A 24,785-nucleotide genomic window follows, 5' to 3' on the forward strand; every position below is an offset into this window, starting at 1 on the left:
CGCTGCAGTCCGTCTGCCCCGTCCTTGTACGGACCGCCCCTCCGGCTCTGCGACGCCGGCGCGCATCGTGCAGGCGTCGGGCGGCTCGGGGATGAACAGCTTGCCGGGCGGGCGGAAGGTCCGGCCGCCGTCATGGGAGACGGCGCAGGCGACCGGCTGGCTCCAGCGGTCCTGGCGGTACGCGGAGTAAAAGGCGACCAGCCGGTCGCCGTCGGAGACGGCGTTGCGGGAGAAGCAGCCGTCGGCGTCCTCGCCGCCGGGGGGCGACAGGGGCTGTCGGCAGCGGCTCCCAGCGCAGCAGGTCAACGGGCGTGGTGGACGTACACGTGCCTTTCGGAGTGTCGGAGAGCGTGTGGGGCACGGTCGGGGCAACCGGCCACGAACGCTGCGGCGACGTGGCACCGGGCTGCGGTGACGATCGCTGCTGAGGGGATGAGAGCGGTGGTCGCTCCGGCGAGCGCGGCGGAGAGGCCGATGGTGCCGAGGCGGTTACTCGGCTCCGAAAAGGCCCAGGTCCTTCAGGAGCGTCGCGGTCTGCGCGCCGGAGATCCACAGGTAGGCGTTCCAGCCTGATTCGAGCGCGGCGCTCACGTTCACCTGGCGGTCGTCGATGAACACGATCGTCCCAGCGGGAAGTCCCAGCACGTTCGTCACCTGCCGGTAGAGCGCGGGATCAGGTTTGGCCAGGCGAAGCTCGGACGAGAAGAACCAGTCGGTGATGTACCGGGCCCATGTCGCCTTCCGGGCCGCCGAGGCCATCTCACGTGTCGCGTTGGACAGGATGCCCACCCGGACGCCCCTCGCCGACAAGGCTTTGAGGAGGGACAGGGCGTCCGGCCGGATGGTTGTCCACGCTTCGGTGTCGATGCGTGTCAGCTCGTTGATGGTGCTTCGTACCGCGGGCAGACCGAGCTCGGCAAGGACCGAGCTCCAGAAGCTCTGCGCCGTCCCACCGCGGTCGTATGCGTCCCGATGGGCCCAGTAGGCAGCTTCCACCGCTTCGGGCGGATGCGACAGACATGCCGCGAGGGACGGGTAGAGCCCTGGTGGGGTGGCGAGCACCTCACCGAGGTCGAAGAGGACGACGCGGGGAGTGACATGGGTTCCGGGGCGGGAGTCCGGCCCTGTGGAGGTGCCGGCCGAGGGCCTCACCTGACCTCCCACGAGTGGAGGTGGCGCCACGACATGTTCTGCCACCAGTGGCCGCTCCAGTCGGCCTGGAACTCGAACAGCGAGTACCACCGGGCGACGAAGGAGGCGGGCGGCTGGAGGGGAAGGCCTGCCAGGAATTCCCCCACCTCGTCCGTGAGCCGGTTGTCGACCAACAGGTCGTGCGATGCCAGGCTGAGGTGCGCGGCGAACGTGTTCTCGGCCACCGGCGTCACCAGGAAGTCATCGACGGGGACCGAGAGCGGCGCGACCGCCTCGGCGACCGCACCGGCGACCCGGCCGAGCGGTTCGTTCGGCTTGGTCCCGGTGGCGTCGAGATTGATGTTGTAGTCGTACGTGCCCGGCCCCGTCCGGGCGATGCCGCTGTTGTAGACGGGGAACGGCTCGACGTTCGCGAAGACCGGGTCGAGCCCGGAGATGAGCTCAGCCTCCGTGGCGTGGGTGAACAGATTCCCGATGAGGGTGGCGTGCGGAGGGAACGCTCCCGCCGACACGAGTCCGAACTGCTTGTTCAGAGCGTGCGTCACCTGGGTGACGGTCCAGCAGGTCGCCGGGTCGGGACGGAGGTAGATTCCGTAACGGATCTCGGTCGAGGTCGCTGTCAAGGTCGCTTCTTTCTGTTCTGCTCAGTGCCGGTGTGAGGGCGCGGCCGACTACTGGCCGACCTGCTCCTGGTACTTCTTGATCGCGCTTTTCGCGTCGGCCGCGGCCCGGTCGAGTGCTGCGCCGACGGACTTCGAACCGGAGAAGGCGGCCTGGAGCTGGTTGATGTTGCTGGTGCGGATCGCGGTCATCGCACCGGTCACGCAGCCGGCCGTGGCCGACGTGGTCGGTGTGTTCTCGACCTGGCCGGCGAAGCTCTGGAAGTCCGGGTTCGCCTTGAGGTACGCCTTCTGCCCCGCGGACACGTCGGTCCTGGTGTTGATCGGCACGTAACCGGTCGCGTGGCTGAACTCCTCTTGCGCGGCAGCCGAGGCGAGGAAGGTCTCGAGCTTCCAGCCGGCCACCTGCTGCGTCCGCGTGGCGGTGCTGCTGAGCCAGAGGGCCGAGCCCCCGATGACGGCCCCCGAGGAGCTCTTCGGCCCGGACGTGGGGAACGGCAGGGCCTGATAGTCGAAGGGGGTACCCGTCTTGAGGACCCCGAGGACGCCCGAGCTCTGCAGCAGGAAGCCGACCTTGCCCGCCTGGAAAGCGGAAATGGCAGCGGAGCCGTCGGGGGCCCCGTCCACTGCCACACCCGTGCGGTAGAGCTTCGCGACCTTGCTGATGGCCGACTTCGCCGCGCCGGTGTTGATGGTGATGCCGGTGGCCGCAGTGCCCTCGCGCCCGTTGTCCGGAGTACAGAAGTCCTGGCCCGCAGTCGACGTGAGCTGTTCGATGTACCAGTCGTCGTCGGGCATGGTGAAGCCCTTTTGCCCGGTCTTCTTGGCTACGGTCCGAGCAGCGGCCACCACGCCGTCCAGCGTGCTCAGGTCCGTCTTCTTGGATATGCCGGCCTTCTTCAGCAGGTCCCGGTTGACCCAGAGCATCGGCGTGGACATGTTCATGGGAACGGCCTGCAGCTTGCCGTTGACGGTGTAGTAGTTCCTGCTGGCGGGCGAAAGCTCGTCGAGCTTGAGATCGCCGGGGTTCGCCTTCGCCATATCCTGAGCCGGGATGTTCTTCTTCACATCGGTCATGAACCCGGTGGCGATGTCACCGGCCAGCAGGACCGTCGGCGTGGAGTTGCTGCGCAGCCCCGCCGTGTACTTCGCCAGGAGGTCGGCGTAGGCACCCTGATAGGTGGCCTTGACGTGGATCTTGCCCTTGTTGGCGGCGTTGAACTCGTCGATCAGCTTGTTGAACGCGACACCGTTCGCGGCGCCGAGACCGTGCCAGATCGTGATATCGGTGACGCCCTTGGCGTCCTTCAGCGCGGAGGGGCCGGGCGCGGTGGCACCGGTGCCACTGCTCGAGGTGGAACTGCAGGCCGTCGCGCCTGCCATGATCGTCACCACGATTGCCGTGGTCAGGGCTCTCTTCTTCATGAAAGTTCCCTCGGAATAGATGCGGGCGGAGCAGGGGGAAGGGCCTAGCGGAGGACTCCGCGGGTCAGGCCGTTGATGAGGAAGCGTTGCGCGAAGATGACGAGGAGCATGGTCGGGACGACCACCAGAACGGCCCCAGCGAAGATCACCGACGGGCTGCCCGCCTCAGAAGCGGCAAGCTGGGAGATTCCCACCTGGATGGTCCGGGCGGCGGCTGTCTCGGTAATCAGCAAGGGCCAGAAGAAGCCGTTCCAGGCGGCCAGGGCGCTCCAGATGATGGCGTTCGTGACCTGGGGCCTGCAGGCCGGCATGATGATCGTGAACAGGGCCCGGATGTCGCCGGCGCCGTCCAGCCTGGCCGCTTCCCACGTTTCGACGGGGACGGACGCGAAGGCCTGTCGCAGCAAGAAGATCGGGTATCCCGCGGCCAGGTACGGGAGCACGACCCCGAGAACGGTGTTCCGCAGACCGACGGCGCTGACCAGCTCGTAGTTGGGGATGACGATGCTCTCGCCGGGGATCGCCAGCGTGACAAGGACGAGACCGAAAGCGATCCGGCGGCCGCGCCAGCGAGGGAAGACCAGGGCATACGCGGCCAGCGCACCGGTCAGCAGCTGTCCGAGGGTCTGCAACGTGACGACGCCGATACTGACGAGGTACTCCCGCAGCAAGGGGATGGCGGTCGTCGCTTCGCGGAAATTTCCGAGTGTCACATGGGTGGGATTCGGAACGATGCCGCTCCGTGCTATTTCTCCGTTCGGGGTGAAGGCGCTCACGAAGGAGACATAGATGGGAAGGAAGACGATGGCTGCGAGGGCCAGCACGACGACGAATCTGACGATCGTCCCGACGCTTGGAAACCGCGGGCCACGGCGGCGTCCCCGGCGCGGGCCATGGCGGGTCCGCATCGACTTGTGGACACCGGGATGCGCCGGCGCCGGCCTGACGTCCATAGAGATCACGCTGTCTTCTCCCGTCCGAACAGTCGGAACTGGAGCGCCGTGATCGCAGTGACAATGAGGATGAGAATGATTGCGATGACCGATGCGCGGCCGAAGTCCGGTGTCCCGTTTCCGAAGGCCGACTGATAAATGCGGTAAACGAGGGTGGTAGTCGCACCGGCGGGCCCGCCCCTGGTCAAGACCTGGATCTGGGCGAAGGACTGAAGCCCCGTGATCGTCTGCGTCACCAGGAGAAAAAGGATGCTCGGGCGCATGAGCGGCACGAGAATGCGAGCCGAAAGACGGAAACCGCCGGCCCCGTCGAGTTGCGCCGCTTCGATGACCTCGGGAGGAACGTCACGCACGGCCGCGGTGAGCACCAGAAAGGCGAACCCGAACTCATACCATGCGGTCGCGATGGAAATCGCCCACACGGCGGTGAATGGATCGGACAGCCAATGCGGACCCCCGACTCCGAGACCACCGAGAATGACGTTCAGCACACCGACCGAGGGAGCGAAGAGACCCGCGAACACAGCGGAGGCCGACGCCGCCGAATATGCGAACGGGAGCGAAAAGATCACGTTGAAGATCCCGCCACCCAAAAGCCGCCGGCGCAGCAGAATGGTCACACACAGCGCACCGAAGGTCGCCATGAACATACCCAGGAGGGAAATGACGATCGAGATCATGACCGTGTGGATGAAATCGGAGTCCGTCAGCAGGGACACATAGTTGTCCAGACCGACGAACCGGGTCGGATTTCCGATGAGGTCGCTGGCATAGGTGCTGAGCTGCACGGTCCGGATGAGGGGCCTGAAAACAAAGACCACCAGCAGGGCAAGCCCTGGGACTATCAGCCACGGGCCGACGCCGTTCCGGTGCCACCTGACCACCGGACGCGACGACGCGGTTGTGCGCATATCTACTCCTTTGCCCGCCGCTCTCCATGCCCGCCACGCTACGGGAACGTTCCCGGACTGGCAATGGCGCGAAAGTAGCAGAGGCGCGGGAGACCGATCAAGCAACGAACAGGCGAACGGCAGGTTGCCGTAAAAGTCCGGATGTACAACCAGACACCTTGCCCAGAAAGGGGCGTTCGGCGTAGCGTGTCGCGCCGGGAACGTTCCCGGTCCGTCGGCGTGCTGGGAGGCCTGGTGACCCCACCGCGAAAGGACCGCCTCGTGACAGACCCCGGCACTCTCTTCGGTCTCTCGTTCAGGATCTTCGTCGCGATGGCGCTGGGTGCGGCGATAGGGCTCGAACGCCAGTGGCGCCTGCGCACCGCCGGCATCCGCACCAACGCCCTGGTCTCCGTGGGCGCCTGTCTCTTCGTCATCATGGGAGCCGTCGGACTGGGTCGGGACGCCGGCGCCGACCCCACCCGCGTGGCAGCCCAGGTCGTGTCCGGGATCGGTTTCCTGGGGGCCGGGGTGATCCTGCGGGACGGGTTCAACATCCGAGGGCTGACCACTGCCGCGACCCTCTGGTGCGCCGCCGCGATCGGCTCTCTCGCCGGAGCCGGGATGGAAGTCATGGCGCTCATCGGCTGCTTCGCGATCATCGCGACGAATACGCTCCTGCGGCCGCTGAGCAGGTTCGTCAACGGGCGCCAGCGGCGCGACAGTCCTCCACCGGTACCGGCGGAGGACGACGACGCCCCCACCGATTACATGCTCGAGATCGTCACCACGGACAAGAGTGAGTCACGGATCAGGGTGATGATTCTGCAGGCCGTCGATCGCCCGGAGTACACCCTGCGGTCGCTCGACATACGCCCCGGGAAGAGTTCGCGGACCAAGGTGCTGGCCGGCGTCTCGGCGCACCACGCCGGTGACACGGCCGGCCTGGAGACCGCTGTCCACCGGATCGGCCTGGATCCTCAGGTGACGTCCAGCCGGTGGTGGCCGGCCGAAGCCGACGACTGACGGCGGACGATCAGGACGGGCGGAGAACCCTCGCCGCCGTCCTGCCCTCGACGAGACTGCCCCTGAGCTCGACCAGCCGGTCCTGGTCCGTCTTCCGCTCGACCCTGTCCAGCAAGAGGTCAATCGAAGTCCTGCCGATTTCTTCCACCGGCTGACGGAAGGTGGTGAGCCCCAGATAGGGAGTGGACAGCGGGCCGAACCCGTCATACCCGGTCACGGCGAAGTCTTCGGGGGCCGACTCACCCCGCCGCCGCAGAAGCTCCAGCACGTCGACCGCTGCGGCATCCGTGGGACACATGATGGCCGTGACGCCGGCGCCGTCGATCCTGGAGGCAATCACGCGAGCCGCTTCCCTGTCCGAGGCGGCCTCCCACACAACGGGCGTTCGTCCCGCCGCTCGTATGCGCTCGACCATCGCAACACCCCGGGCGTACTGGCTCAAGGAATACGACTGCCCGACCAGAACGACCGCGATGCGCTGGTGCCCGAGATTCAGCAGATGATCCGCCAGCACGTCGCCGCCGTCGGCATCATCGCAGAACACACTGGTAATGCCCCGGCTCGTCTCACGGCGCCCCGCCACCACGATGGGAACGCGGTCGATGAACGGGACGATCTCCTCCGAGGGCAAACGGGCCGACGACACGACGAGCCCGTCCACCTGCAGGGAGACAAGATTCTTCAGCGCCCGCAACGCGCCGGCGACCCCCAGATCGCCGGCGCTCGTCACGGTGACGATCTGGTAGCCGCGATTCTCGGCCGCGTGCTGCATCGCGACCTGCAGCCAGGCGTAGAACGGCCGCGTCACGTCCCGGAGCAGGACACCGACCGTCTTCGTCCGTGAGCTGACAAGCCCCCTCGCCATGGCATTGGCCACATACCCGAGCTTTCGCGCGGCGCGCTCGACCCGCTCCCGCGTTTCCGCGCTCACTTCGCCCTGACCCGACAGAGCACGCGATACGGCCGACTTGGAGACGCCCGCCTCCGCGGCGATGTCCACGATCGTAGGAGCCTTTCCACGGGCCCTCGCCATCCGTTCCAGCTCCCAACCGCGCCGCTGCCGATGATTCCGGGAACGTTCCCTGTCATGACTATAACCGCTGGCCGAAGCGATACGCCTGGGCTGCGGCGCGCTCCCGGCGACCGGCTGAAACGGGACGCCGCGACGTTCGACGAGATCTTCGCGGCCATGGGCGACCGCGCAGCGGTCCGTCACCGCGGAGGGCCGAGCGGTCGCGGTCACTCCCCGACCGCGCCGTCGGCCAGCTCCCGTACGACATCGAGCTGTCCGGCGTGGCGCGCGTACTCCTGGAGCAGGTGGAAGAGGATCCAGCCCAGGGCGGGCGCCTCGGCCTCGGTGGCGAACCGGCCGCCGGTGCGCGCCCGCCGCTCCAGCGGTACGCCCGCGACGGCTGCCCGCGACCACGCGTACTGCTCCTCGAACCGCGTCCGGACCTCGGCCGCCGGGAGGCCGTCGGGCACCTGCCAGCGGTCGTCGGGGCCACGGTCGCCCCAGGGGGCGTCCACCGGCTCCCCCAGGAACCCCCAGCGCAGCCAGCGTCGTTCGACGAAGGTGAGGTGGCGCAGCAGCTCCAGCGGGGTCCAGCCGGAGGGCAGCCGGCTGGTGCGCAGCTCGGCCTCGGAGAGCCCGTCGAGCTTCCGCAGCACCACGGCCCGGTAGTAGTCGAGGTAGGCGTCGAGCATGGCGCGGGTGTCGGTGAGGGTGTGGGGCGGCTCGTCGATGGGGTTCGCGGGTCCGGTCATGCGATGAGGGTACGGATCACCGCCGACAGCGGACGTGGCTCGGACCGGACTCCCCTATCCGATATGCGGATACAGCACACGTGTCAACGGACACTTTCCGGTCAAGTTGTTGTCGCGCTCCTGACAGGTTGAGTCCAATGATGGCACGCTACCCCCGACCGAGGTGCAGCAACTCCACAGCTCATCACCGCCCTCGGGCCACCCCCACACCCCCCACACCCCCCGGTCGCACCGCGGCCTCGCCTCGTCGTTCATCTGCGGCCGGGCGGACCCGGTAACACCGGACGCGCCCCGGTCGCACCGCGGCCTCGCCTCGTCGTTCATCTGCGGCCGGGCGAACCCGGTAACACCGGACGCACCCCGGTCGCACCGCGGCCTCGCCTCGTCGTTCATCTGCGGCCGGGCGAACCCGGTAACACCGGACGCACCCGTACCACGTGCTCCGCCATGCCCTGCCCGGGTGGCGAACCAGCCGTCCGGTCGTCCCGGCCGCGTCACCGCGCGGCCAGCGCAGAAGGAGTCAGCGTGAGACCCTTCCCCCAACGGCACCTCAGACCTCACAGACCCCACCGACGCGGCGCCGCGGCCGGCGCCCTGGTGGCCGCCGCCGCGATGATCGTCGTCGGTGTCCAGACCGGTCCCGCGACCGCACGCGCGGGCGACGCCGCCACCGCCGCGGGCGGCACGATGGCCGCCAAGGCCCGCCCCGGCGCGCTGCCCGCGCAGCTGTCCCCCGCGGCCCGCACCGCGCTGATCCGCGCCGCCGACACCGCCTCCGCGAAGGCCGCCACCGCGAAGGCCCTGGGCCTCGGGTCTCAGGAGAAGCTGGTCGTCAGGGACGTCATCAAGGACGCCGACGGCACCACCCACACCCGCTACGAGCGCACCTACGCCGGGCTTCCCGTCCTCGGCGGCGACCTGGTCGTGGACCGCGCCAAGGGCGGCGCGGTGGAGACGGTCGCGAAGGCCACCAAGGCCCGGCTGACGGTCCCGACGACCACCGCGGCCGTCAAGCCCGCCACCGCCGAGAAGGCCGCCGTGAAGGCGGCGGACGCGCAGGGCTCGCGGAAGACCGCGGCGGAGCGGGCGCCGCGCAAGGTGGTCTGGGCGGCGGACGGCAGGCCGACGCTCGCGTACGAGACCGTCGTCGGCGGCCTCCAGGAGGACGGCACGCCCAACGAGCTGCACGTCATCAGCGACGCGGCCACCGGAAGCAAGCTGTTCCAGTACCAGGGCGTCAAGAACGGCACCGGCAAGAGCCAGTACAGCGGGCAGGTCGCCCTCGGCACCTCGGGCAGCGCGGGCTCGTACAACCTGACCGACACCGGGCGCGGCAGCCACAAGACGTACAACCTCAACCGCGGTACCTCGGGCACCGGCACCCTGTTCACCGACGCCGACGACGTCTGGGGCAGCGGCACGACCGCCGACGCCGCCACCGCAGGGGTCGACGCGCACTACGGCGCCGCCGAGACGTGGGACTACTACAAGAACGTCCACGGCCGCACCGGCATCCGGGGCGACGGCGTGGGCGCGTACTCCCGGGTCCACTACAGCAGCGGCTATGTCAACGCCTTCTGGCAGGACGCCTGCTTCTGCATGACGTACGGGGATGGCTCCGGCAACGCCAAGCCGCTGACCTCGATCGACGTGGCGGCGCACGAGATGAGCCACGGCGTCACCGCGGCCACCGCCAAGCTGGTCTACAGCGGCGAGTCCGGCGGCCTCAACGAGGGCACCTCCGACATCTTCGCCGCTGCGGTCGAGTTCTACGCGGACAACGCGTCCGACGTGGGCGACTACCTCGTCGGCGAGAAGATCGACATCAACGGCGACGGCACCCCGCTGCGCTACATGGACAAGCCCAGCAAGGACGGCGCCTCCAAGGACAGCTGGTACTCGGGCGTCGGCAACGTGGACGTGCACTACTCCTCCGGCGTCGCCAACCACTTCTTCTACCTGCTCTCCGAGGGCAGCGGCGCCAAGGTGATCAACGGCGTCAGCTACAACAGCCCGACCTCCGACGGGCTGCCGGTCACCGGCATCGGCCGGGACGCCGCCGAGCAGGTGTGGTTCAAGGCGCTCAGCCAGCGCATGACGTCCAACACCAACTACGCCGCCGCGCGCGAGGCGACGCTGTGGGCGGCGGGCGAGCTGTACGGCCAGGGCAGCCCCCAGTACAACGCGGTGGCGAACGCCTGGGCCGGGGTGAACGTCGGCACCCGTATCGCCGACGGCGTCACCGTCACCCCGCCCGGCGACCAGACCAGCATCGTCGGCCAGGCCACCAGCGTGCAGATCAAGGCCATCAGCTCCAACCCGGGGGCGCTGAGCTACGCGGCCACCGGGCTGCCGGCGGGCCTCGCGATCGACTCCGCCACCGGCCTGATCTCCGGCACCCCGACCACCGAGGGCGCGGGCACGGTGACCGTGACGGTGACCGACGCGGCGGGCAAGACCGGCACCGCGTCGTTCACCTGGACCGTGAACACCACCGGCGGCAACGTCTTCGAGAACACCACGGACGTCGCCATTCCGGACGGAGGGAGCGCCGTCACCTCCCCGATCACCGTGAGCCGGGCCGGGAACGCCCCGTCCGCCCTCCAGGTGACCGTGGACATCACCCACAGCTACCGCGGTGACCTGGTGATCGACCTGATCGCCCCGGACGGCACGGCCTACCGGCTCAAGGACTCCAGCATCTTCGACTCGGCGGACGACGTGAAGGCCACGTACACCGTGGACGCCTCCTCCGAGACCGCGGTCGGCACCTGGAACCTCAAGGTCCAGGACGTCTACCCGCAGGACTCCGGCACCATCAACGGCTGGAAGCTGACCTTCTGACGCGCCGTCCGCACCACCATCCGCACCCCCGCCCTTCGCGGCGGTGAACCACCATAACCAGGCGCCGCCAGGAGTGACCCGACTCCTCCTGGCGGCGCCTCCATGCGCGTTTCCCTGCGCGTTTCCATGAACATTTTCCGCCAGACCCGCCGGGAAACCCGTGACATGTCCGCGGCTTGTATGACAGTCTGCCCACGCATTACGCACCAGTACCTCTTGTTCAGTGCCGAGCCGCGCTTCACGCTGCCCGGCACTGACCCCCCACAGCAACGAGGGAGTTAGCGTGAGCAAGACCTTCAGCATGCCCATATCCGGGGGCGGAAAGCGCCGTTCGGCGATCGCCGCCGGTGCCGCGGTCGCCACCGCCGCACTGCTGGCCACCGGACTGACCACCGGACCGGCCGGCGCCGCACCGGCCGACGCGGGAGCCCGGGCGGGCGCCCAGCCCGTCAAGCTCACCGCGTCCGCCCGCGCCGAACTGCTGCGCGACGCGAACGCCACCAAGGCCGACACGGCGAAGACCCTCGGCCTCGGCGCGAAGGAGAAGCTGGTCGTCAAGGACGTCATCAAGGACGCCGACGGCACCACCCACACCCGCTACGACCGCACCTACGAAGGACTCCCCGTCCTCGGCGGCGACCTGGTGGTCCACCAGGCCAGAAGCGGCAAGGTGAACAGCGTCAGCAAGGCCACGAAGGCCACCGTCGAGGTCGCCACCACCCGGGCCGAGACCGCCCCGGGCACCGCCGCGCGGACCGCCGTGAAGGCCGCCCAAGCGCACAGCAGCACACAGGCGAAGGCGCGGACCCCGCACAAGGTGATCTGGGCCGCCACCGGCAAGCCGGTCCTGGCGTACGAAACCGTCGTCGGCGGCGTCCAGAAGGACGGCACCCCGAACGAGCTGCACGTCATCACCGACGCGGCCACCGGCAAGAAGCTCTACGAGCGCCAGGGCGTCGAAACCGGCAGCGGCCAGAGCGAGTACAGCGGCAAGGTCGAGCTGGGTACCTCCAAGGAGGGCGGCGGCTACACCCTGACCGACGTCGGCCGCGGCGGCCACAAGACCCTCAACCTGGAGAACAAGGAGGACGGCGAGGGCAAGGCGTTCACCGACGAGGACGACGCCTGGGGCAACGGCAAGGGCGACGACCCGCAGACCGCCGCCGTGGACGCCCACTACGGCGCCGCCACCACCTGGGACTACTACAAGAAGGTGCACGGCCGCGACGGCATCGGCGGCGACGGCAAGGCCGCCACGTCCCGCGTCCACTACGGCGACAACTACGTCAACGCGTTCTGGGAAGACTCCTGCTTCTGCATGACGTACGGCGACGGCGAGGGCAACAAGGCCCCGCTGACCGCCATCGACGTCGCGGCGCACGAGATGACCCACGGCGTCACCTCCAAGACCGCGGGCCTGGAGTACACCGGCGAGTCCGGCGGCCTGAACGAGGCCACCTCGGACATCTTCGGCTCCGCCGTCGAGTTCAGCGCCAAGAACACCGAGGACCCCGGCGACTACCTCATCGGCGAGAAGATCGACATCAACGGCGACGGCACCCCGCTGCGCTACATGGACAAGCCCAGCAAGGACGGCGAGTCCGCGGACGCCTGGTCCGAGAAGGTCGGCGACCTCGACGTCCACTACTCCTCCGGTGTCGCCAACCACTTCTTCTACCTGCTCTCCGAGGGCAGCGGCGCCAAGGAGATCGGCGGCGTCAAGTACGACAGCCCGACCTCGGACGGCAAGAAGGTCGAGGGCATCGGGCGGGAGGCGGCCGAGAAGATCTGGTTCAAGGCCCTGACCACGTACATGACCTCCACGACGGACTATCACGCGGCGCGTGAGGCAACCCAGAAGGCCGCGAACGACCTCTATGGGAAGGACAGCCCCGAAGCCAAGGGCGTCGACGCCGCCTGGGCCGGGGTCAACGTGAAGTAGACGCAACGGCGTTACCGATGCGTAACGCACGACATGCGGCCGGTGCCCGGGGATTGTCCCCGGGCACCGGTATGTTTTCTTCACAGCAAAGACACATCTTTGCCCGGTTGACCGACACGTCGGTCAACCTCCCATGACAACAGGAGATACGCGTGGATTCACGCTCGACGTCTGCCATATCCGGTATATCCCGTCACAGACGCTCGCGTACCGCCCTCGCCGCCGGAGCGGCCACCCTGGCCGCCTCCCTGCTCGCCGCCGGTGCCACCGCGGCTCCCGCGGGCGCGGCCACTCCCCCGTCCGGCACCGCCGCGTCCCTCGGGCTGGGCGGCAAGGAGAAGCTGATCGTCCGTGACGTCGTCAAGGACGCCGACGGCTCCGTCCACACCCGCTACGAGCGCACCTACGACGGACTCCCGGTCCTCGGCGGCGACCTGATCGTCCACCAGACGCCGAGCGGCGCGGAGGAGGGCGTCACCAAGGCCACCGACGCGCGCATCAAGGTCGCCGACACCCGCGCCTCCTTCGCCGCCTCCGGTGCCCAGCGCACCGCCCTGGCCGCCGCGAAGGCCGCCGACGTCACCGGCGCCACCACCGAGCGCGCCCCGCGCAAGGTGATCTGGGCTGCCACCGGCAAGCCCGTCCTGGCGTACGAGACCGTCATCGGCGGCCTCCAGAAGGACGGCACGCCGAACCGGCTGCACGTCATCACCGACGCCGACAGCGGCAAGAAGCTGTACGAGTACCAGGCCATCGAGACCGGCACCGGCACCGGCCAGCACAACGGCAAGGTCGCCGTCGGCTCGGTCAAGAGCGGCAGCCAGTGGCTGATGAAGGACACGGCGCGCGGCGGCCACCTGACGTACAACTCCAAGCACTCGTGGGACGAGAACAAGAAGGGGTCGGCGTTCTACGACCCCGACAACGTCTGGGGCAACGGCAAGCCCACCATCGCGCAGACCGCCGCGGTGGACGTGCAGTACGGCGCCGCCATGACCTGGGACTACTACAAGAAGGTCCTCGGCCGCAACGGCATCAAGGGCAACGGCAAGGCCGCGTACTCCCGCGTCCACTACGGTGACGCGTACCAGAACGCCTTCTGGGACGACGCCTGCTTCTGCATGACCTACGGCGACGGCGAGGGCAACAAGAAGCCGCTCACCTCGCTCGACGTCGCGGGCCACGAGATGAGCCACGGCCTCACCTCGGCCACCGCCAACCTGGAGTACTCCGGCGAGTCCGGCGGCCTCAACGAGGCCACCTCGGACATCTTCGGCACCGCCGTCGAGTTCTACTCCAAGAACGCCAAGGACCCCGGCGACTACCTCATCGGCGAGAAGATCGACATCAACGGCGACGGCACCCCGCTGCGCTACATGGACAAGCCCAGCAAGGACGGGCTGTCCTACGACTACTGGAAGAGCGGCGTCGGCGAGGACGACCCGCACTTCACCTCCGGCATCGCCAACCACTTCTTCTACCTGCTGGCCGAGGGCAGTGGCCGCAAGGTCATCGGCGGTGTCACGTACGACAGCCCGACCAAGGACGGCCGGGTCGTCAAGGGCATCGGCCGCGCCAAGGCCGAGAAGATCTGGTACAAGGCCCTGACCACGTACATGACCTCGACCACCAACTACGCCAAGGCCCGCACCGCGACGCTCAGCGCCGCGAAGAAGCTGTACGGCGCCAACAGCACCGAGTACAAGGCGGTCAACAACGCCTGGGGCGGCGTCAACGTCAAGTGACGCCCTTGAGGTGACGCCCGGCCGGGCGGGTCCCAGGGCCCGCCCGACCTGGCTTTCCGGCCGTGTGGGATGTGCTCGTACGGGTTAGGTGGTGTCGTGGTGACGAATCCGACCGGCGCACCATCGGCGCTATCGGCACTGACGAGGCTCCACCCGCCGTCGCGCAGCCGGTCCTCGACGACCTGCGCACACAGCTGCGTGCCTACCGGCGGGTTCGCGGGCGGCGCGGTGTAGGTGTACGCGTACTCCGGCTCCCAGAAGGGGTAGCTCCGCTCGCGCACCGCGCGAATGGAAGGCTTGCGGTGAGCGAGGGCCACCAGATGGAGATCCCCCTGCCGCGCGCTCTCCTCGGCGGAATGCAATTCGGCGTAGCCGATCGCGCCGGGTGTGTTCGCCACCGTCTTCAACACCTCGCCGGTGCTGTCGAGTTCACAGCGGACGACCGTGTCCCCGGTGAATTTCGGGGCCCGGCAGTTGTCGGAGGTCCGCGAGATCTCGTTACGCTCCAGCACTCGGCTCTCGAGCACCCCGCGGGTCCCGGATTTCGCGTCCCGGCTCACCAGCCGCACCGGCAGATCGGGCCCGCCGGGCAGCTGGTTCCAGTTGGCGATCCGGCCCGAATAGAGCCTGCGGAGATCGTCGAGCGAGAGATCCGATACCCGGACGTCCTTGTTCACCACCACGCTGAAGACGGACAGCGCCACCAGATGCTCTGTTTGAGCTTGCGGTTCCCGTCGCCGTCCGGGCCGTCGGAGAAGGCCAGATACGACGGGAACCCGCCCTTCGCCCCCTCCCCGGCGTCGATCAGCGTCTTCGTACCGCGCCCACTGCCCTGCGCCTCCACGGTGACGTGGGCATCGCGGCAGTCGCCCTGATACGCCTTCCCCGCGTCCTGCGCCACCGGCTTGAACGGCACGTTCACGGAGCTTGCGCGGTTCGGCACCCAGGCGAACCTGGCGTGCGGTCGCACTCTGTGACCCAGGCCACTTCATCGGGCAGCGGTGTTCAACTGCCGCCCGACTGGCCTCCACTCCTCCCAACTCCACCTCCCAGCAGGGAGACACGCATGGCCACCGTATCCCCCGACCGACCCGCCTCCGAGCCCTTCGACCTCGGCAAGGAACTCCGCGCCCTCGTCCTCGCCACCGCGCCCCGTCTCTTCGCCGTGGCCCGGATCCATCCGTACGAGGACAGCGGAGAGGCCGATGTGGGGATCGCGGCATGGGGCATGGCCTACGAGGAGGGGCGTACCGAAGTGGTGGGTCCGGGGCAGCGGTTGGTGCTGGCCTCGCCCGAGCGGGTGGAGGCGTGGTTCTCGCGGGACGGAGTCACCGCCCAGCTCGTATGGCTCGCCCCGGCCACCGCCGCCTCGCTCGGCCCCGACCTGGCCGCCTAGCCACGGTCGCCGCCGCGCCATGTCGCACGAACCCGGCGCCACGCCTCAATGACGGCCGAAATCTTGGACAGGAGCTCCCCTGCCATGGTGAGGCTCCAGACGTCGAGGCTGGGTCGATGCGGTTCGTTTCTCCATCCTCACGACAGCCCCTTGGATCCCAAGGTCCCCGCCACCCACTTCTGCCCCCTGCATCCACAGGGAGAGCGGGACCACCTGCTTCGAAATCCCCCTCCGGGCGGCCGAGTGAGAGGAGAATCGACGGGGATCCGGGCTCTACGGGTCAGAATCGGGCCCAAGGCCCGGCGCTACGAAGGGGGAACGTAGTGAGATGGAAGGCGCTGAGCCCGTCGCTTGATGCCAATGGGCGTCGTTTCGTGAGTCGGCTAAGGCTGTTGAAGGACCGCAGCGGGCTGAGCTTGGTGTCGCTCCAGGCAAAGACCCAGTTCAGCGATTCGTCGTGGGAGCGGTATCTCAACGGCAAGGTCCTGCCTCCTTCGACGGCCGTCGAAGCCTTGGCCAGGCTCTCCGGCGAAGACGTCGCACGGCTAATGGAGTTGCGGGACGCCGCCGCAAAGACCTGGTACACCGCCTCCGACGCTGATTCCACGCCCGGAAGCGATACGGCGCGAGGTGTGGCGGAATCCGAGGCGCCGCGGATACGGGCCGTGGCGTTGTCCCTGGCGGCGGGTGGGCTCCTGCTGTCTGCGGCCGTATCCATGCTGCTGGTCATGGATGCCCGGCAGCCGAATGACGGGAGCAATCGAGGGTCCACCGTCGATGTCGGGACATACACCTGCACGTACAGTCGGCGCGGCGATGAGTTGTTCGCCGGGAACAGCACCACCACATCCCGCCTGGTCATGCTCAACAGCACCGGCCCCGACACCGCCGAGGTGCAGTGTCTCCTGCGGCGCCACAAGCTGTCCCCGGGAGACATCGACGGATACTTCGGACAGCAGACAGAGGCGCAAGTCAGGCGACTGCAGCGGCAGGGCCATGTGCCTGCCGACGGCATCGTGGGAGAGCAGACGTGGACACTCCTGCGCCACGTGGAGTGAAACACCCGGCCACAGAGCGGAGGAGGCCAACCGTGGAGAACTCACGGAGCACGTCCCACTGGCGCGAACTGCCCCCAGCCCTGCCCACCGCATACGTGAACCTGGTCACCGACCTGCGGGAGCTGAAACTCCGCAGCGGCCTGAACCTGGCCGGGCTGGCGGAAACGACAGCCATCAGTAAATCCTCCTGGGAGCGGTATCTCAACGGAAAGCAGTTTCCGCCACGCCACGCCGTCGAGGCCTTGTGCCGGGTAGTGGGCGAGGCCGAGTCCGGAATCATGGCGCGGTGGGCACTGGCGGATGCGGCCTGGAGCGGCCGCGAACACTGCATGACGGCCGACCGCGTCCGCCCGTCGCCCGCCGTTGACCACTCCCCTGCCGCCGGGACAGGCACCCCGGCCCCGGGGCCGCGCCCCGGACCGCTGCGCAGAGCGTTACTTGCCACCTCTCTCATCATGACCAGACGTCCCCGGACCGCCGCGGCCGTCGTTCTGCTCGCGTGCGCGGCGATGCTCACCCCTGCCGTCATCTACCACATGTCGCACAGCGCCGCCCCGGCAGCGCCCGCCCGTCCGCCCGTCTGCCGACTGACGTTCTGTGAGGGCCGTAACCCCCGCACCACGGCTTGTGAGGATCCCCTCACCGTGGCATCGCACAGGGCCGCTGACGGCGCCCAGATCGAGATCCGCCTCAGCCCGAGCTGCCAGGCGGGGTGGATCCGCGTACGGCCCACGCACGAAGGTTTCCGTATCGAGATCACCGGACCGGGAGGAGACCGCCAGGCCGCCGTGGTGCCCACCCTTCCGTCGGACCAGGGCCCGGTCACCACGGCCATGATCGCCGCAGCTCATCCCGCACGCCTTCATGCCTGCTATTACCCGTCCGCTCATCGACCCGACAGGGAGTGCTTCGAAGGCACCGATCCCCCAGAGTGAAGCGACGCCGCGCCACACCGCATCATTTCCGCGGCACCATGCGCTCGAGGTGTCCCATGACATCCCATGACGTCCCGAGCCGTCCCGAGCCGTCCCGAGATATCCCCAACCGAATGGAGAAGCTAGCGGCGTTCCTCAAACATCGAGCAGGTTTGATCCGTCATCCGCCGGCACGTGTCGTTCCGGCGACGGTCATCAAGAGGTACGCAAAGGAATCCCATGACATCCGAACGTCTGCGGAACCGCACCGGGTTCGCCGCTCTCACCCTGACCACTCTCGCGGTGCTGACCCCCCTGACGCTCGCCAGCCCGGCCGACGCCAGCGGCACCAAGCTGACGCACGCCCAGGCGGCCAGCCGTCTGCGGGCGGCCGGAATCAGCTGGACCTCCAGCGGCCACTGTTCCAACCGCAACAACCGGCACTGCACCTCCTTCACTCAGATCAACTCGGGTACGGTCAAGGGCATCACCACCTTCAAGCAGTCGAGCCACTGTGCGATCACCATCACCGGTGGCACCGAGACCGGTCACGCCTCCGGGCGCTACAGCCACTGGAACGGCTACAAGGTCGACATCGCGCCGACCAGCTGTGTCACCAACTACATCAAGCGCAACTTCCGCTATGTCGGGCGGCGTGGCGACGGCGCTCCCATGTACAAGTCCTCCGCGGGCAACATCTACGCCCGCGAGAGCAGCCACTGGGACATCACGTACCTGTAAGTGGGAGGGCCGAGATCACCATGAGCACAAGCGCCCACCTCGCGGCCACCGCCATCGCGTCCCTGCTGCTGGTCTCTTCGGCGGCCACAGCCCCCGCTGTCGCGTCGCCCTCCATCGGGGCTTCCGCCTGTTCGGGAAGGAGTTGTGCGGGCAAGAGCCCCGTGACCACTCGCTGCGAGCGCACAGCCCGCACGGTCCGTCGCACCGCCGAAATCGGTCCCCTGGTCGAACTGCGGTACAGCTCCGCATGCCGTGCGGCCTGGGTGCGCGTCACTCACGCACGCGGCGGTGACCGAATCGAGGCACGGAACAAGGCCGGCTCCTGCCGCCACCCGTCGTGCTACGCCGCGACGGTGGCCTCGGGCCGTTCCTCCACTTACACCGCCATGGTCAACGACAAGGGCATCAAGGCCTGGGCATGCCTCGAACGCCGTAACGGCAACATAGTGTGCACCGAGGCGTACTGACCCTCGCGACCGGCCGCCGAAGCGCCTGTGCGCTTCGGCGGTCAAGGACGTCATTCACCGATGCGCCGAGCCCAGAGACGGCCAGGACGAGTGCGGGCTCAGCGCATCAGTACTCCCGCGGCCTCGGAGGTGGATTCCGACGGGAGGGCGGTGAGGCCGAGTTCGGCGGGGGTGGCCAGGAGCGGGTGGATGGGGAGGACGCGGACGGTGTAGCCGAAGGGGCCCGTGCGGTCCAGCGCGAGGGGGCCTTCGTAGAGGTGGCGGCCCTCGTCGTCGGGGCCGGAGGTGGGCTTGAGGGGGATGGCGGTGGTGTCGGTCAGGCGGTCGGCCTCGTCCACCCGGCCCGCCACGGCCTGGACCTCGACGTCGGCGGGGTCCAGGCCGCCGAGGCGGACCTGGACGCGGAGGGAGAGGGCGGAGCCCAGCTCGGCGGCGCCGCCGGGGGCGGGCGGGGTGAGCCGGGTTTCGACGTGGTCGACGGCCACCTCGGGCCAGGCCGCGCGGACCCGGGTCTTCCAGGCGGACAGGTCACGGGCCGTGGCGGGGTCGAGCGCGCGGTGGGCGCGGGCGGCCGGGGCGTAGAGCCGCTCGACGTACTCACGCACCATGCGCCCCGCGTGCACCTTGGGGGCGAGGGTGGTGAGGGTCTGGCGCACCATGTCGATCCAGTGGCCGGGGAGGCCGTCGGGGCCGCGGTCGTAGAACTGCGGTGCGACCCGGTTCTCCAGCAGCTCGTAGAGGGCGGCCGCCTCCAGGTCGTCGCGGCGGTCGTCGTCGACGGCGGAGCCGTCGGCGGTGGGGATGGCCCAGCCGAAGTCGGGTTCGTACCACTCGTCCCACCAGCCGTCGAGGACCGAGAGGTTGAGGCAGCCGTTGAGGGCGGCCTTCATGCCGCTGGTGCCGCACGCCTCCAGCGGGCGCAGCGGGTTGTTGAGCCAGACGTCGCAGCCGGGGTAGAGCTTCTGGGCCATGCCCATGCCGTAGTCGGGCAGGAAGACCAAGCGGTGCCGCACCCGGGGGTCGTCGGCGAAGCGGACGAGTTCCTGGACGAGGCGCTTGCCGCCGTCGTCGGCCGGGTGGGCCTTGCCCGCGACGACGATCTGGACGGGCCGCTCGGGGTGCAGCAGCAGCTCGGTGAGCCGGTCGCGGTCGCGCAGCATGAGGGTGAGCCGCTTGTACGAGGGGACGCGGCGGGCGAAGCCGATGGTGAGGACGTCGGGGTCGAGGACGGAGTCGATCCAGCCCAGTTCGGCGGTGCCCGCGCCGCGCTGCCGCCAGGAGGCGTACAGCCGCTGCCGCACCTCGGCGACGAGCTGCTTGCGCAGGGTGCGGCGCAGCTCCCACAGTTCGGCGGCGGGGAGGTGGCCGAACTGGCGGGCGCCGAGGCGGGTGACCTCGGGGGCGCGCCAGGTGGGCGCGTGGACGCCGTTGGTGACGGAGGTGATGGGCACCTCCTCGGCGTCGAAGCCGGGCCACAGACCGGCGAACATCTCGCGGCTGACCTCACCGTGGAGGGTGGAGACCCCGTTGGCGCGCTGGGCCAGCCGCAGTCCCATGACGGCCATGTTGAACAGGCCGGGCTCGCCGCCGGGGTAGGTCTCCCGGCCGAGGGCGAGGACGCGCTCGACGCCGATGCCGGGCAGTTCGCCATCGTCCCCGAAGTGGCGGGCGACGAGGTCGCGGTCGAACCGGTCGATCCCGGCGGGGACGGGGGTGTGGGTGGTGAAGACGGTGCCGGCGCGGACGGTCTCGTGGGCGGACTCGAAGTCCGCGCCCGTGGTGTCCACGAGTTCGCGGATGCGCTCCAGGCCGAGGAATCCGGCGTGGCCCTCGTTGGTGTGGAAGACCTCGGGCCCGGCGTGCCCGGTGATACGGCAGTACGCGCGCACCGCGCGCACCCCGCCGATGCCGAGCAGCATCTCCTGCAGCAGCCGGTGCTCGCTGCCGCCGCCGTAGAGCCGGTCGGTGACGTCGCGCTCGCCGGGTCCGTTGCCCTCCACGTCCGAGTCGAGCAGCAGCAGCGGCACCCGGCCGACCTGGGCCTGCCAGATCTGGGCGTGCAGCGGGCGGCCGCCGGGGAGGGCGAGCGTGACCCGTGCCGGGCGGCCGACGCCCGCGCCGGGCTCGTGCAGCAGGGTGAGCGGCAGCTCGTTGGGGTCGAGGACGGGGTACTGCTCCTGCTGCCAGCCCTCGCGGGAGAGGGACTGCCGGAAGTAGCCGTGCCGGTAGAGCAGCCCGACGCCGATGAGGGGGACGCCGAGGTCGCTGGCGGCCTTGAGGTGGTCACCGGCGAGGATGCCGAGCCCGCCGGAGTACTGGGGCAGGGCGGCGGTGATGCCGAACTCCGGCGAGAAGTAGGCGATGGCGGCGGGCAGCCGGGGGGACGCGTCGGCTTCCCCCGGCTCCCGGCCCCCGGCCGCGCCGGCCGCCGGAGCCGCGCCGGCCGGCCAGCCCGCCGGGGGCGGGGCGTCCGGCCGGTCCGGGGCGGCCGCTGTGCGGCCCTGGTACCAGCGGGGGGCGTTCATATAGTCGTCCAGGTCCTCGGCGGCCGCCCCGAGCCGCCGCAGGAAGCCGCGGTCCGCGGCGAGTTCCGCCAGCCGGGCGACGGGTACGGCGCTCAGCAGCCGCACCGGGTCGCCGCCGGCCGCCCGCCAGCCCTCGGGGTCCATGGCCTCGAACAGCTCGCGGGTCTCGGGGTGCCACGACCAGCGCAGATTGCGCGCCAGCCGGTGAAGCGGTCGTAGGGGTTCCGGGAGCACGGGACGCACGCTGAAGCGACGGATGGCCTTCACACCTTCGACGGTAGCGGCCGACGCGCCCCCGTTTCGGCTGTTTCGCCTTAGGGAGTGTCTTGCCGGTCATGCCGGGCTCCCGCCTGGCCGACAAGACACCCCCTCGCCCCTTGAAGTTCGGTCGGGAGGCGGCAACCTTTCCGGCCAGGGCGACGACTAGGGGGCGTTCACTTCCCCCCATGCCTTGGAGGCCCCGTGCGTACCCGGGACAGATCGCAGCCCCCACCAGGTCATCCGACCGGACACGCCGCGCGCGTGCCGCTCGGCCGCCCGCGGACGCTGGCCGCGGCGCTCGCGGCGGGCGCGCTGACCGTCACCGGTCTGGCGGGCGTCTCGGGAGCCGCCGAGACGGCGAACGAGACCGGTAAGCAGGCCGGGGCGAAGGCCGCGGCCGCCCAGCTGGAGAAGCTGGACCGGGGCCTGGTCAGCGTCCGCTCGGGCAGCGACAACCTGGTCAGCTGGCGCTGGCTGGCGACCGACCCGTCCAACGTCGCCTTCAACGTCTACCGCGGATCCACGAAGGTCAACGCGTCCCCGATCACGGGTTCGACCAACTACCTGGACAAGGGCGCGGCGGCCACGGAGACGTACACGGTGCGCGCCGTGGTGAACGGCGCGGAGCAGGCCGCCTCCCCCGCCGCCCTCCCGTTCCGCTCGGGCTACCTCGATGTCCCGATCTCGCCCCCGGCCGCCGGGTCCGACTACACGTACGAGGCCAACGACGCCTCCGTGGGCGACCTGGACGGCGACGGCGACCTCGATCTCGTCCTCAAGTGGCAGCCGACGAACGCGAAGGACAACTCGCAGTCCGGCGTCACGGGCAACACGATCGTGGACGGCTACACCCTCCAGGGCAAGCGGCTGTGGCGCATCGACCTGGGCCGCAACATCCGCTCCGGCGCGCACTACACCCAGTTCCAGGTGTACGACTACGACGGCGACGGCCGGGCCGAGGTCGCGATGAAGACCGCGGACGGCACGGTCGACGGCACGGGCAGGACGATCGGCAGCGCGTCCGCCGACTACCGCAACTCCAGCGGCTACGTGCTGAGCGGCCCCGAGTTCCTGACGATGTTCAACGGGAGCACCGGCGCCGCGATGTCCACCATGGACTACGTCCCGGCGCGCGGCACGGTCTCCTCGTGGGGCGACTCGTACGGCAACCGGGTGGACCGCTTCCTGGCCGGGACGGCGTATCTGAACGGTTCCACGCCCTCCCTGATCGCGGCGCGCGGCTACTACACCCGCACCGTCATCGCCGCCTGGGACTTCAAGGGCGGCCAGCTGACCCGCAAGTGGACGTTCGACACGAACAGCTCCACCAACAGCGGCAAGGGCTACGACGGGCAGGGCAACCACGCGCTGGCGATCGGCGATGTGGACGGCGACGGCAAGGACGAGATCGTCTACGGCTCGATGGCCGTGGACGACAACGGCTCCGGGCTGTGGACGACGAAGAACGGCCACGGCGACGCGGCCCACCTCGGCGACCTCGACCCGTCCCGGCCGGGCCTGGAGTACTTCAAGGTGGACGAGGACTCCTCCAAGCCGTCCTCGTACCTGGCCGACGCCAGGACCGGCCAGGTGCTCTGGACGACCCCGGCCAGTGGCGACAACGGGCGCGGGGTGGCCGGTGACATCTGGGCGGGCAACGACGGCGCCGAGATGTGGTCCGCGAAGGACGACCAGATCCGCTCGGCCTCCGGTGCCGCCAAGGGCCGCAAGCCGTCGTCCATGAACTTCCTGTCCTGGTGGGACGGCGACCCGGTGCGCGAGCTGCTGGACGGTACGCACATCGACAAGTACGGCACGTCGGGCGAGACCCGGCAGCTCACCGGCTCCGGGGTGCACTCCAACAACGGCACCAAGGCCAATCCGTCGCTGTCCGGCGACATCCTCGGCGACTGGCGTGAGGAGGTGATCTGGCCGACCAGCGACAACAAGGCGCTGCGGATCTACTCCACGCCGTACGAGACCGACCGGCGGATCACCACGCTGCTGCACGACCGGCAGTACCGGGAGGCGCTGGCCTGGCAGAACACCGCCTACAACCAGCCGCCGCACCCCAGCTTCTTCCTCGGCGACAAGATGGCCACCCCTCCGCGGCCGTCGATCACCACCCCCTGACCCCCTTTCCCCGGTACATCCCTTCCGCACAAGGAGCTGTGACATGGCTGAACCACGCATGAGACGGCGGGCGATCGGCGGCGCACTCGGCGCCATCGCCCTCACCGCGGGCGCGATCACCACGGGTCTCTCCCTGCCGGCCGCGTCGGCCGCCACCTGGCCCTCGCCCAGCGGCACCCCGCAGGCGGTCACCAAGACGATCCCCGTCAGCGGGACCACCGACGGCGGCATGAAGCGCTACTACGGCTCCGGCGACCTCGGCACCGGCGGTCAGAACGAGGACCAGGACCCGCTGTTCGAGCTGGCCGACGGCGCGACCCTCAAGAACGTCATCATCGGCTCCCCGGCCGCCGACGGCGTCCACTGCAAGGGCAGCTGCACGCTGCAGAACGTCTGGTGGGAGGACGTCGGCGAGGACGCCGCCACCTTCCGCGGCACCGGCAAGACGTACAACGTCATCGGGGGCGGCGCCCGCAAGGCCTCGGACAAGGTCTTCCAGTTCAACGGCGGCGGCACGCTCAACATCTCCAACTTCGCCGTGCAGGACTTCGGCAAGCTGGTCCGCTCGTGCGGCAACTGCTCGTCGCAGTACAAGCGCACGATCAATGTGAGCAACACCGAGGTCACCGCCCCCGGCAAGGCCATCGGCGGGATCAACACCAACTACGGCGACTCGCTGACCCTGCGCAAGATCACGATCATCGGGGACAGCAGCAAGAAGATCGTCCCGTGCCAGAAGTACATCGGGAACAACACGGGCAAGGAGCCGACCGAGAACGGCAAGGACGCGGACGGCACGTACTGCAAGTACAGCGCCTCCGACATCACCTACAAGTAGGCGCCCGCACGTAGGCATCGCACGTAGATGAGGTCCGCCGCCCGGTCCGTGATTTTTTCGCGGGCCGGGCGGCAACGTCTTCCGGACCGGC

Annotated in this window: 21 protein-coding genes; 11 read left to right on the forward strand and 10 right to left on the reverse strand. The window is 69.2% G+C overall.

What is annotated here, in order from left to right; genetic code table 11:
* Window positions 1–489: 489 nt before the first annotated feature.
* The 5 genes from ABZ562_RS14895 to ABZ562_RS14915 form a co-directional block, all read right to left on the reverse strand.
* A complete protein-coding gene (locus ABZ562_RS14895; RefSeq protein WP_361478330.1) occupies window positions 490–1,242 on the reverse strand; it encodes an HAD family phosphatase in 753 nt (250 codons plus the stop codon).
* Window positions 1,149–1,775 carry a 2'-5' RNA ligase family protein gene (locus ABZ562_RS14900; RefSeq protein ID WP_361478333.1) on the reverse strand — a complete coding sequence of 209 codons (627 nt, stop codon included), beginning with the start codon at window positions 1,773–1,775 and terminating at the stop codon, window positions 1,149–1,151. The genes ABZ562_RS14895 and ABZ562_RS14900 overlap by 94 nt, the downstream gene beginning before the upstream one ends.
* Before the next feature lie 48 nt (window positions 1,776–1,823).
* Window positions 1,824–3,167, reverse strand: a complete 1,344-nt coding sequence (locus ABZ562_RS14905) for an extracellular solute-binding protein (RefSeq protein WP_361478336.1) — start codon at window positions 3,165–3,167, stop codon at window positions 1,824–1,826.
* A 74-nt stretch (window positions 3,168–3,241) separates the two neighbouring features.
* Window positions 3,242–4,021 (reverse strand): carbohydrate ABC transporter permease, encoded by a 780-nt coding sequence (locus ABZ562_RS14910; protein WP_361478338.1) that lies wholly within the window; start codon window positions 4,019–4,021, stop codon window positions 3,242–3,244.
* A gap of 134 nt (window positions 4,022–4,155) precedes the next feature.
* Complete coding sequence (locus ABZ562_RS14915; protein ID WP_361478341.1) at window positions 4,156–5,061, reverse strand: sugar ABC transporter permease; 906 nt, start codon at window positions 5,059–5,061, stop codon at window positions 4,156–4,158.
* Between the two features lie 219 nt (window positions 5,062–5,280).
* Between ABZ562_RS14915 and ABZ562_RS14920 the strand changes: the two genes are divergently transcribed.
* Window positions 5,281–6,066, forward strand: a complete 786-nt coding sequence (locus tag ABZ562_RS14920; protein WP_361478344.1) for an MgtC/SapB family protein — start codon at window positions 5,281–5,283, stop codon at window positions 6,064–6,066.
* Window positions 6,067–6,076: 10 nt separating this feature from the next.
* Here ABZ562_RS14920 and ABZ562_RS14925 read toward each other — a convergent pair whose 3' ends face one another.
* Window positions 6,077–7,066: a LacI family DNA-binding transcriptional regulator gene (locus tag ABZ562_RS14925; RefSeq protein WP_361478346.1), complete on the reverse strand. Its 990-nt coding sequence runs from the start codon at window positions 7,064–7,066 to the stop codon at window positions 6,077–6,079.
* A 239-nt stretch (window positions 7,067–7,305) separates the two neighbouring features.
* Window positions 7,306–7,830, reverse strand: coding sequence for a DinB family protein (locus ABZ562_RS14930; protein ID WP_361478349.1), 525 nt, complete (start codon window positions 7,828–7,830; stop codon window positions 7,306–7,308).
* Window positions 7,831–8,442: 612 nt separating this feature from the next.
* On the opposite strand from ABZ562_RS14930, the gene ABZ562_RS14935 reads away from it, so the two are divergent.
* The 3 genes from ABZ562_RS14935 (at window position 8,443) to ABZ562_RS14945 (ending at window position 14,361) form a co-directional block, all read left to right on the forward strand.
* A complete protein-coding gene (locus ABZ562_RS14935) occupies window positions 8,443–10,674 on the forward strand; it encodes a M4 family metallopeptidase (RefSeq protein WP_361478491.1) in 2,232 nt (743 codons plus the stop codon).
* A gap of 301 nt (window positions 10,675–10,975) precedes the next feature.
* On the forward strand, window positions 10,976–12,616 hold the full coding sequence (locus ABZ562_RS14940; protein ID WP_361478494.1) for a M4 family metallopeptidase: 1,641 nt from the start codon (window positions 10,976–10,978) through the stop codon (window positions 12,614–12,616).
* A gap of 152 nt (window positions 12,617–12,768) precedes the next feature.
* Window positions 12,769–14,361 carry a M4 family metallopeptidase gene (locus tag ABZ562_RS14945; protein WP_361478352.1) on the forward strand — a complete coding sequence of 531 codons (1,593 nt, stop codon included), beginning with the start codon at window positions 12,769–12,771 and terminating at the stop codon, window positions 14,359–14,361.
* On the opposite strand, the gene ABZ562_RS14950 is transcribed toward ABZ562_RS14945, so the two are convergent.
* Both ABZ562_RS14950 and ABZ562_RS14955 read right to left on the reverse strand, forming a co-directional pair.
* Window positions 14,250–15,065, reverse strand: a complete 816-nt coding sequence (locus ABZ562_RS14950) for a substrate-binding domain-containing protein (RefSeq protein WP_361478355.1) — start codon at window positions 15,063–15,065, stop codon at window positions 14,250–14,252. The two genes, ABZ562_RS14945 and ABZ562_RS14950, sit on opposite strands and share 112 nt — an antisense overlap.
* Entirely contained in the window at window positions 15,035–15,304 is a 270-nt protein-coding gene (locus ABZ562_RS14955; RefSeq protein WP_361478358.1) for a hypothetical protein, read from the reverse strand. Before ABZ562_RS14955 ends, ABZ562_RS14950 begins: the two co-directional genes overlap by 31 nt.
* 123 nt (window positions 15,305–15,427) lie before the next feature.
* Here ABZ562_RS14955 and ABZ562_RS14960 point away from each other — a divergent pair, with 123 nt between their 5' ends.
* From ABZ562_RS14960 to ABZ562_RS14980, 5 genes are all read left to right on the forward strand, one after another.
* Window positions 15,428–15,757: a hypothetical protein gene (locus ABZ562_RS14960; RefSeq protein ID WP_361478361.1), complete on the forward strand. Its 330-nt coding sequence runs from the start codon at window positions 15,428–15,430 to the stop codon at window positions 15,755–15,757.
* A gap of 116 nt (window positions 15,758–15,873) precedes the next feature.
* Window positions 15,874–16,815 (forward strand): peptidoglycan-binding protein, encoded by a 942-nt coding sequence (locus tag ABZ562_RS14965; RefSeq protein ID WP_361478364.1) that lies wholly within the window; start codon window positions 15,874–15,876, stop codon window positions 16,813–16,815.
* A 32-nt stretch (window positions 16,816–16,847) separates the two neighbouring features.
* Window positions 16,848–17,750, forward strand: coding sequence for a DUF2690 domain-containing protein (locus ABZ562_RS14970; RefSeq protein WP_361478367.1), 903 nt, complete (start codon window positions 16,848–16,850; stop codon window positions 17,748–17,750).
* Window positions 17,751–17,969: 219 nt separating this feature from the next.
* The gene (locus ABZ562_RS14975) at window positions 17,970–18,470 is read left to right on the forward strand and encodes a hypothetical protein (protein WP_361478370.1); all 501 of its coding nucleotides are present in this window, start codon (window positions 17,970–17,972) and stop codon (window positions 18,468–18,470) included.
* Between the two features lie 20 nt (window positions 18,471–18,490).
* Window positions 18,491–18,937, forward strand: coding sequence for a DUF2690 domain-containing protein (locus ABZ562_RS14980; protein WP_361478373.1), 447 nt, complete (start codon window positions 18,491–18,493; stop codon window positions 18,935–18,937).
* Between the two features lie 98 nt (window positions 18,938–19,035).
* On the opposite strand, the gene glgP is transcribed toward ABZ562_RS14980, so the two are convergent.
* Window positions 19,036–21,729, reverse strand: a complete 2,694-nt coding sequence (glgP, locus tag ABZ562_RS14985) for an alpha-glucan family phosphorylase (protein WP_361478376.1) — start codon at window positions 21,727–21,729, stop codon at window positions 19,036–19,038.
* 255 nt (window positions 21,730–21,984) lie between these two features.
* On the opposite strand from glgP, the gene ABZ562_RS14990 reads away from it, so the two are divergent.
* On the forward strand, window positions 21,985–23,856 hold the full coding sequence (locus tag ABZ562_RS14990; RefSeq protein WP_361478379.1) for a rhamnogalacturonan lyase: 1,872 nt from the start codon (window positions 21,985–21,987) through the stop codon (window positions 23,854–23,856).
* Between the two features lie 43 nt (window positions 23,857–23,899).
* Window positions 23,900–24,694: a pectate lyase gene (locus ABZ562_RS14995; RefSeq protein ID WP_361478382.1), complete on the forward strand. Its 795-nt coding sequence runs from the start codon at window positions 23,900–23,902 to the stop codon at window positions 24,692–24,694.
* Window positions 24,695–24,785: the final 91 nt, after the last annotated feature.

This window comes from Streptomyces sp. NPDC019937 (genome assembly GCF_040631655.1).
In the GTDB taxonomy this organism is placed as follows: Bacteria; Actinomycetota; Actinomycetes; order Streptomycetales; family Streptomycetaceae; genus Streptomyces.

Bases quoted from the DNA above. Each gene is read 5' to 3' on its own strand.
- ABZ562_RS14915 (WP_361478341.1), bottom strand. From the start codon at position 5,061: ATGCGCACAACCGCGTCGTCGCGTCCGGTGGTCAGGTGGCACCGGAAC.
- ABZ562_RS14930 (WP_361478349.1), bottom strand. From the start codon at position 7,830: ATGACCGGACCCGCGAACCCCATCGACGAGCCGCCCCACACCCTCACC.
- ABZ562_RS14935 (WP_361478491.1), top strand. From the start codon at position 8,443: ATGATCGTCGTCGGTGTCCAGACCGGTCCCGCGACCGCACGCGCGGGC.
- ABZ562_RS14940 (WP_361478494.1), top strand. From the start codon at position 10,976: ATGCCCATATCCGGGGGCGGAAAGCGCCGTTCGGCGATCGCCGCCGGT.
- ABZ562_RS14960 (WP_361478361.1), top strand. From the start codon at position 15,428: ATGGCCACCGTATCCCCCGACCGACCCGCCTCCGAGCCCTTCGACCTC.
- ABZ562_RS14965 (WP_361478364.1), top strand. From the start codon at position 15,874: ATGCGGTTCGTTTCTCCATCCTCACGACAGCCCCTTGGATCCCAAGGT.
- ABZ562_RS14975 (WP_361478370.1), top strand. From the start codon at position 17,970: ATGACATCCGAACGTCTGCGGAACCGCACCGGGTTCGCCGCTCTCACC.
- ABZ562_RS14980 (WP_361478373.1), top strand. From the start codon at position 18,491: ATGAGCACAAGCGCCCACCTCGCGGCCACCGCCATCGCGTCCCTGCTG.
- ABZ562_RS14995 (WP_361478382.1), top strand. From the start codon at position 23,900: ATGGCTGAACCACGCATGAGACGGCGGGCGATCGGCGGCGCACTCGGC.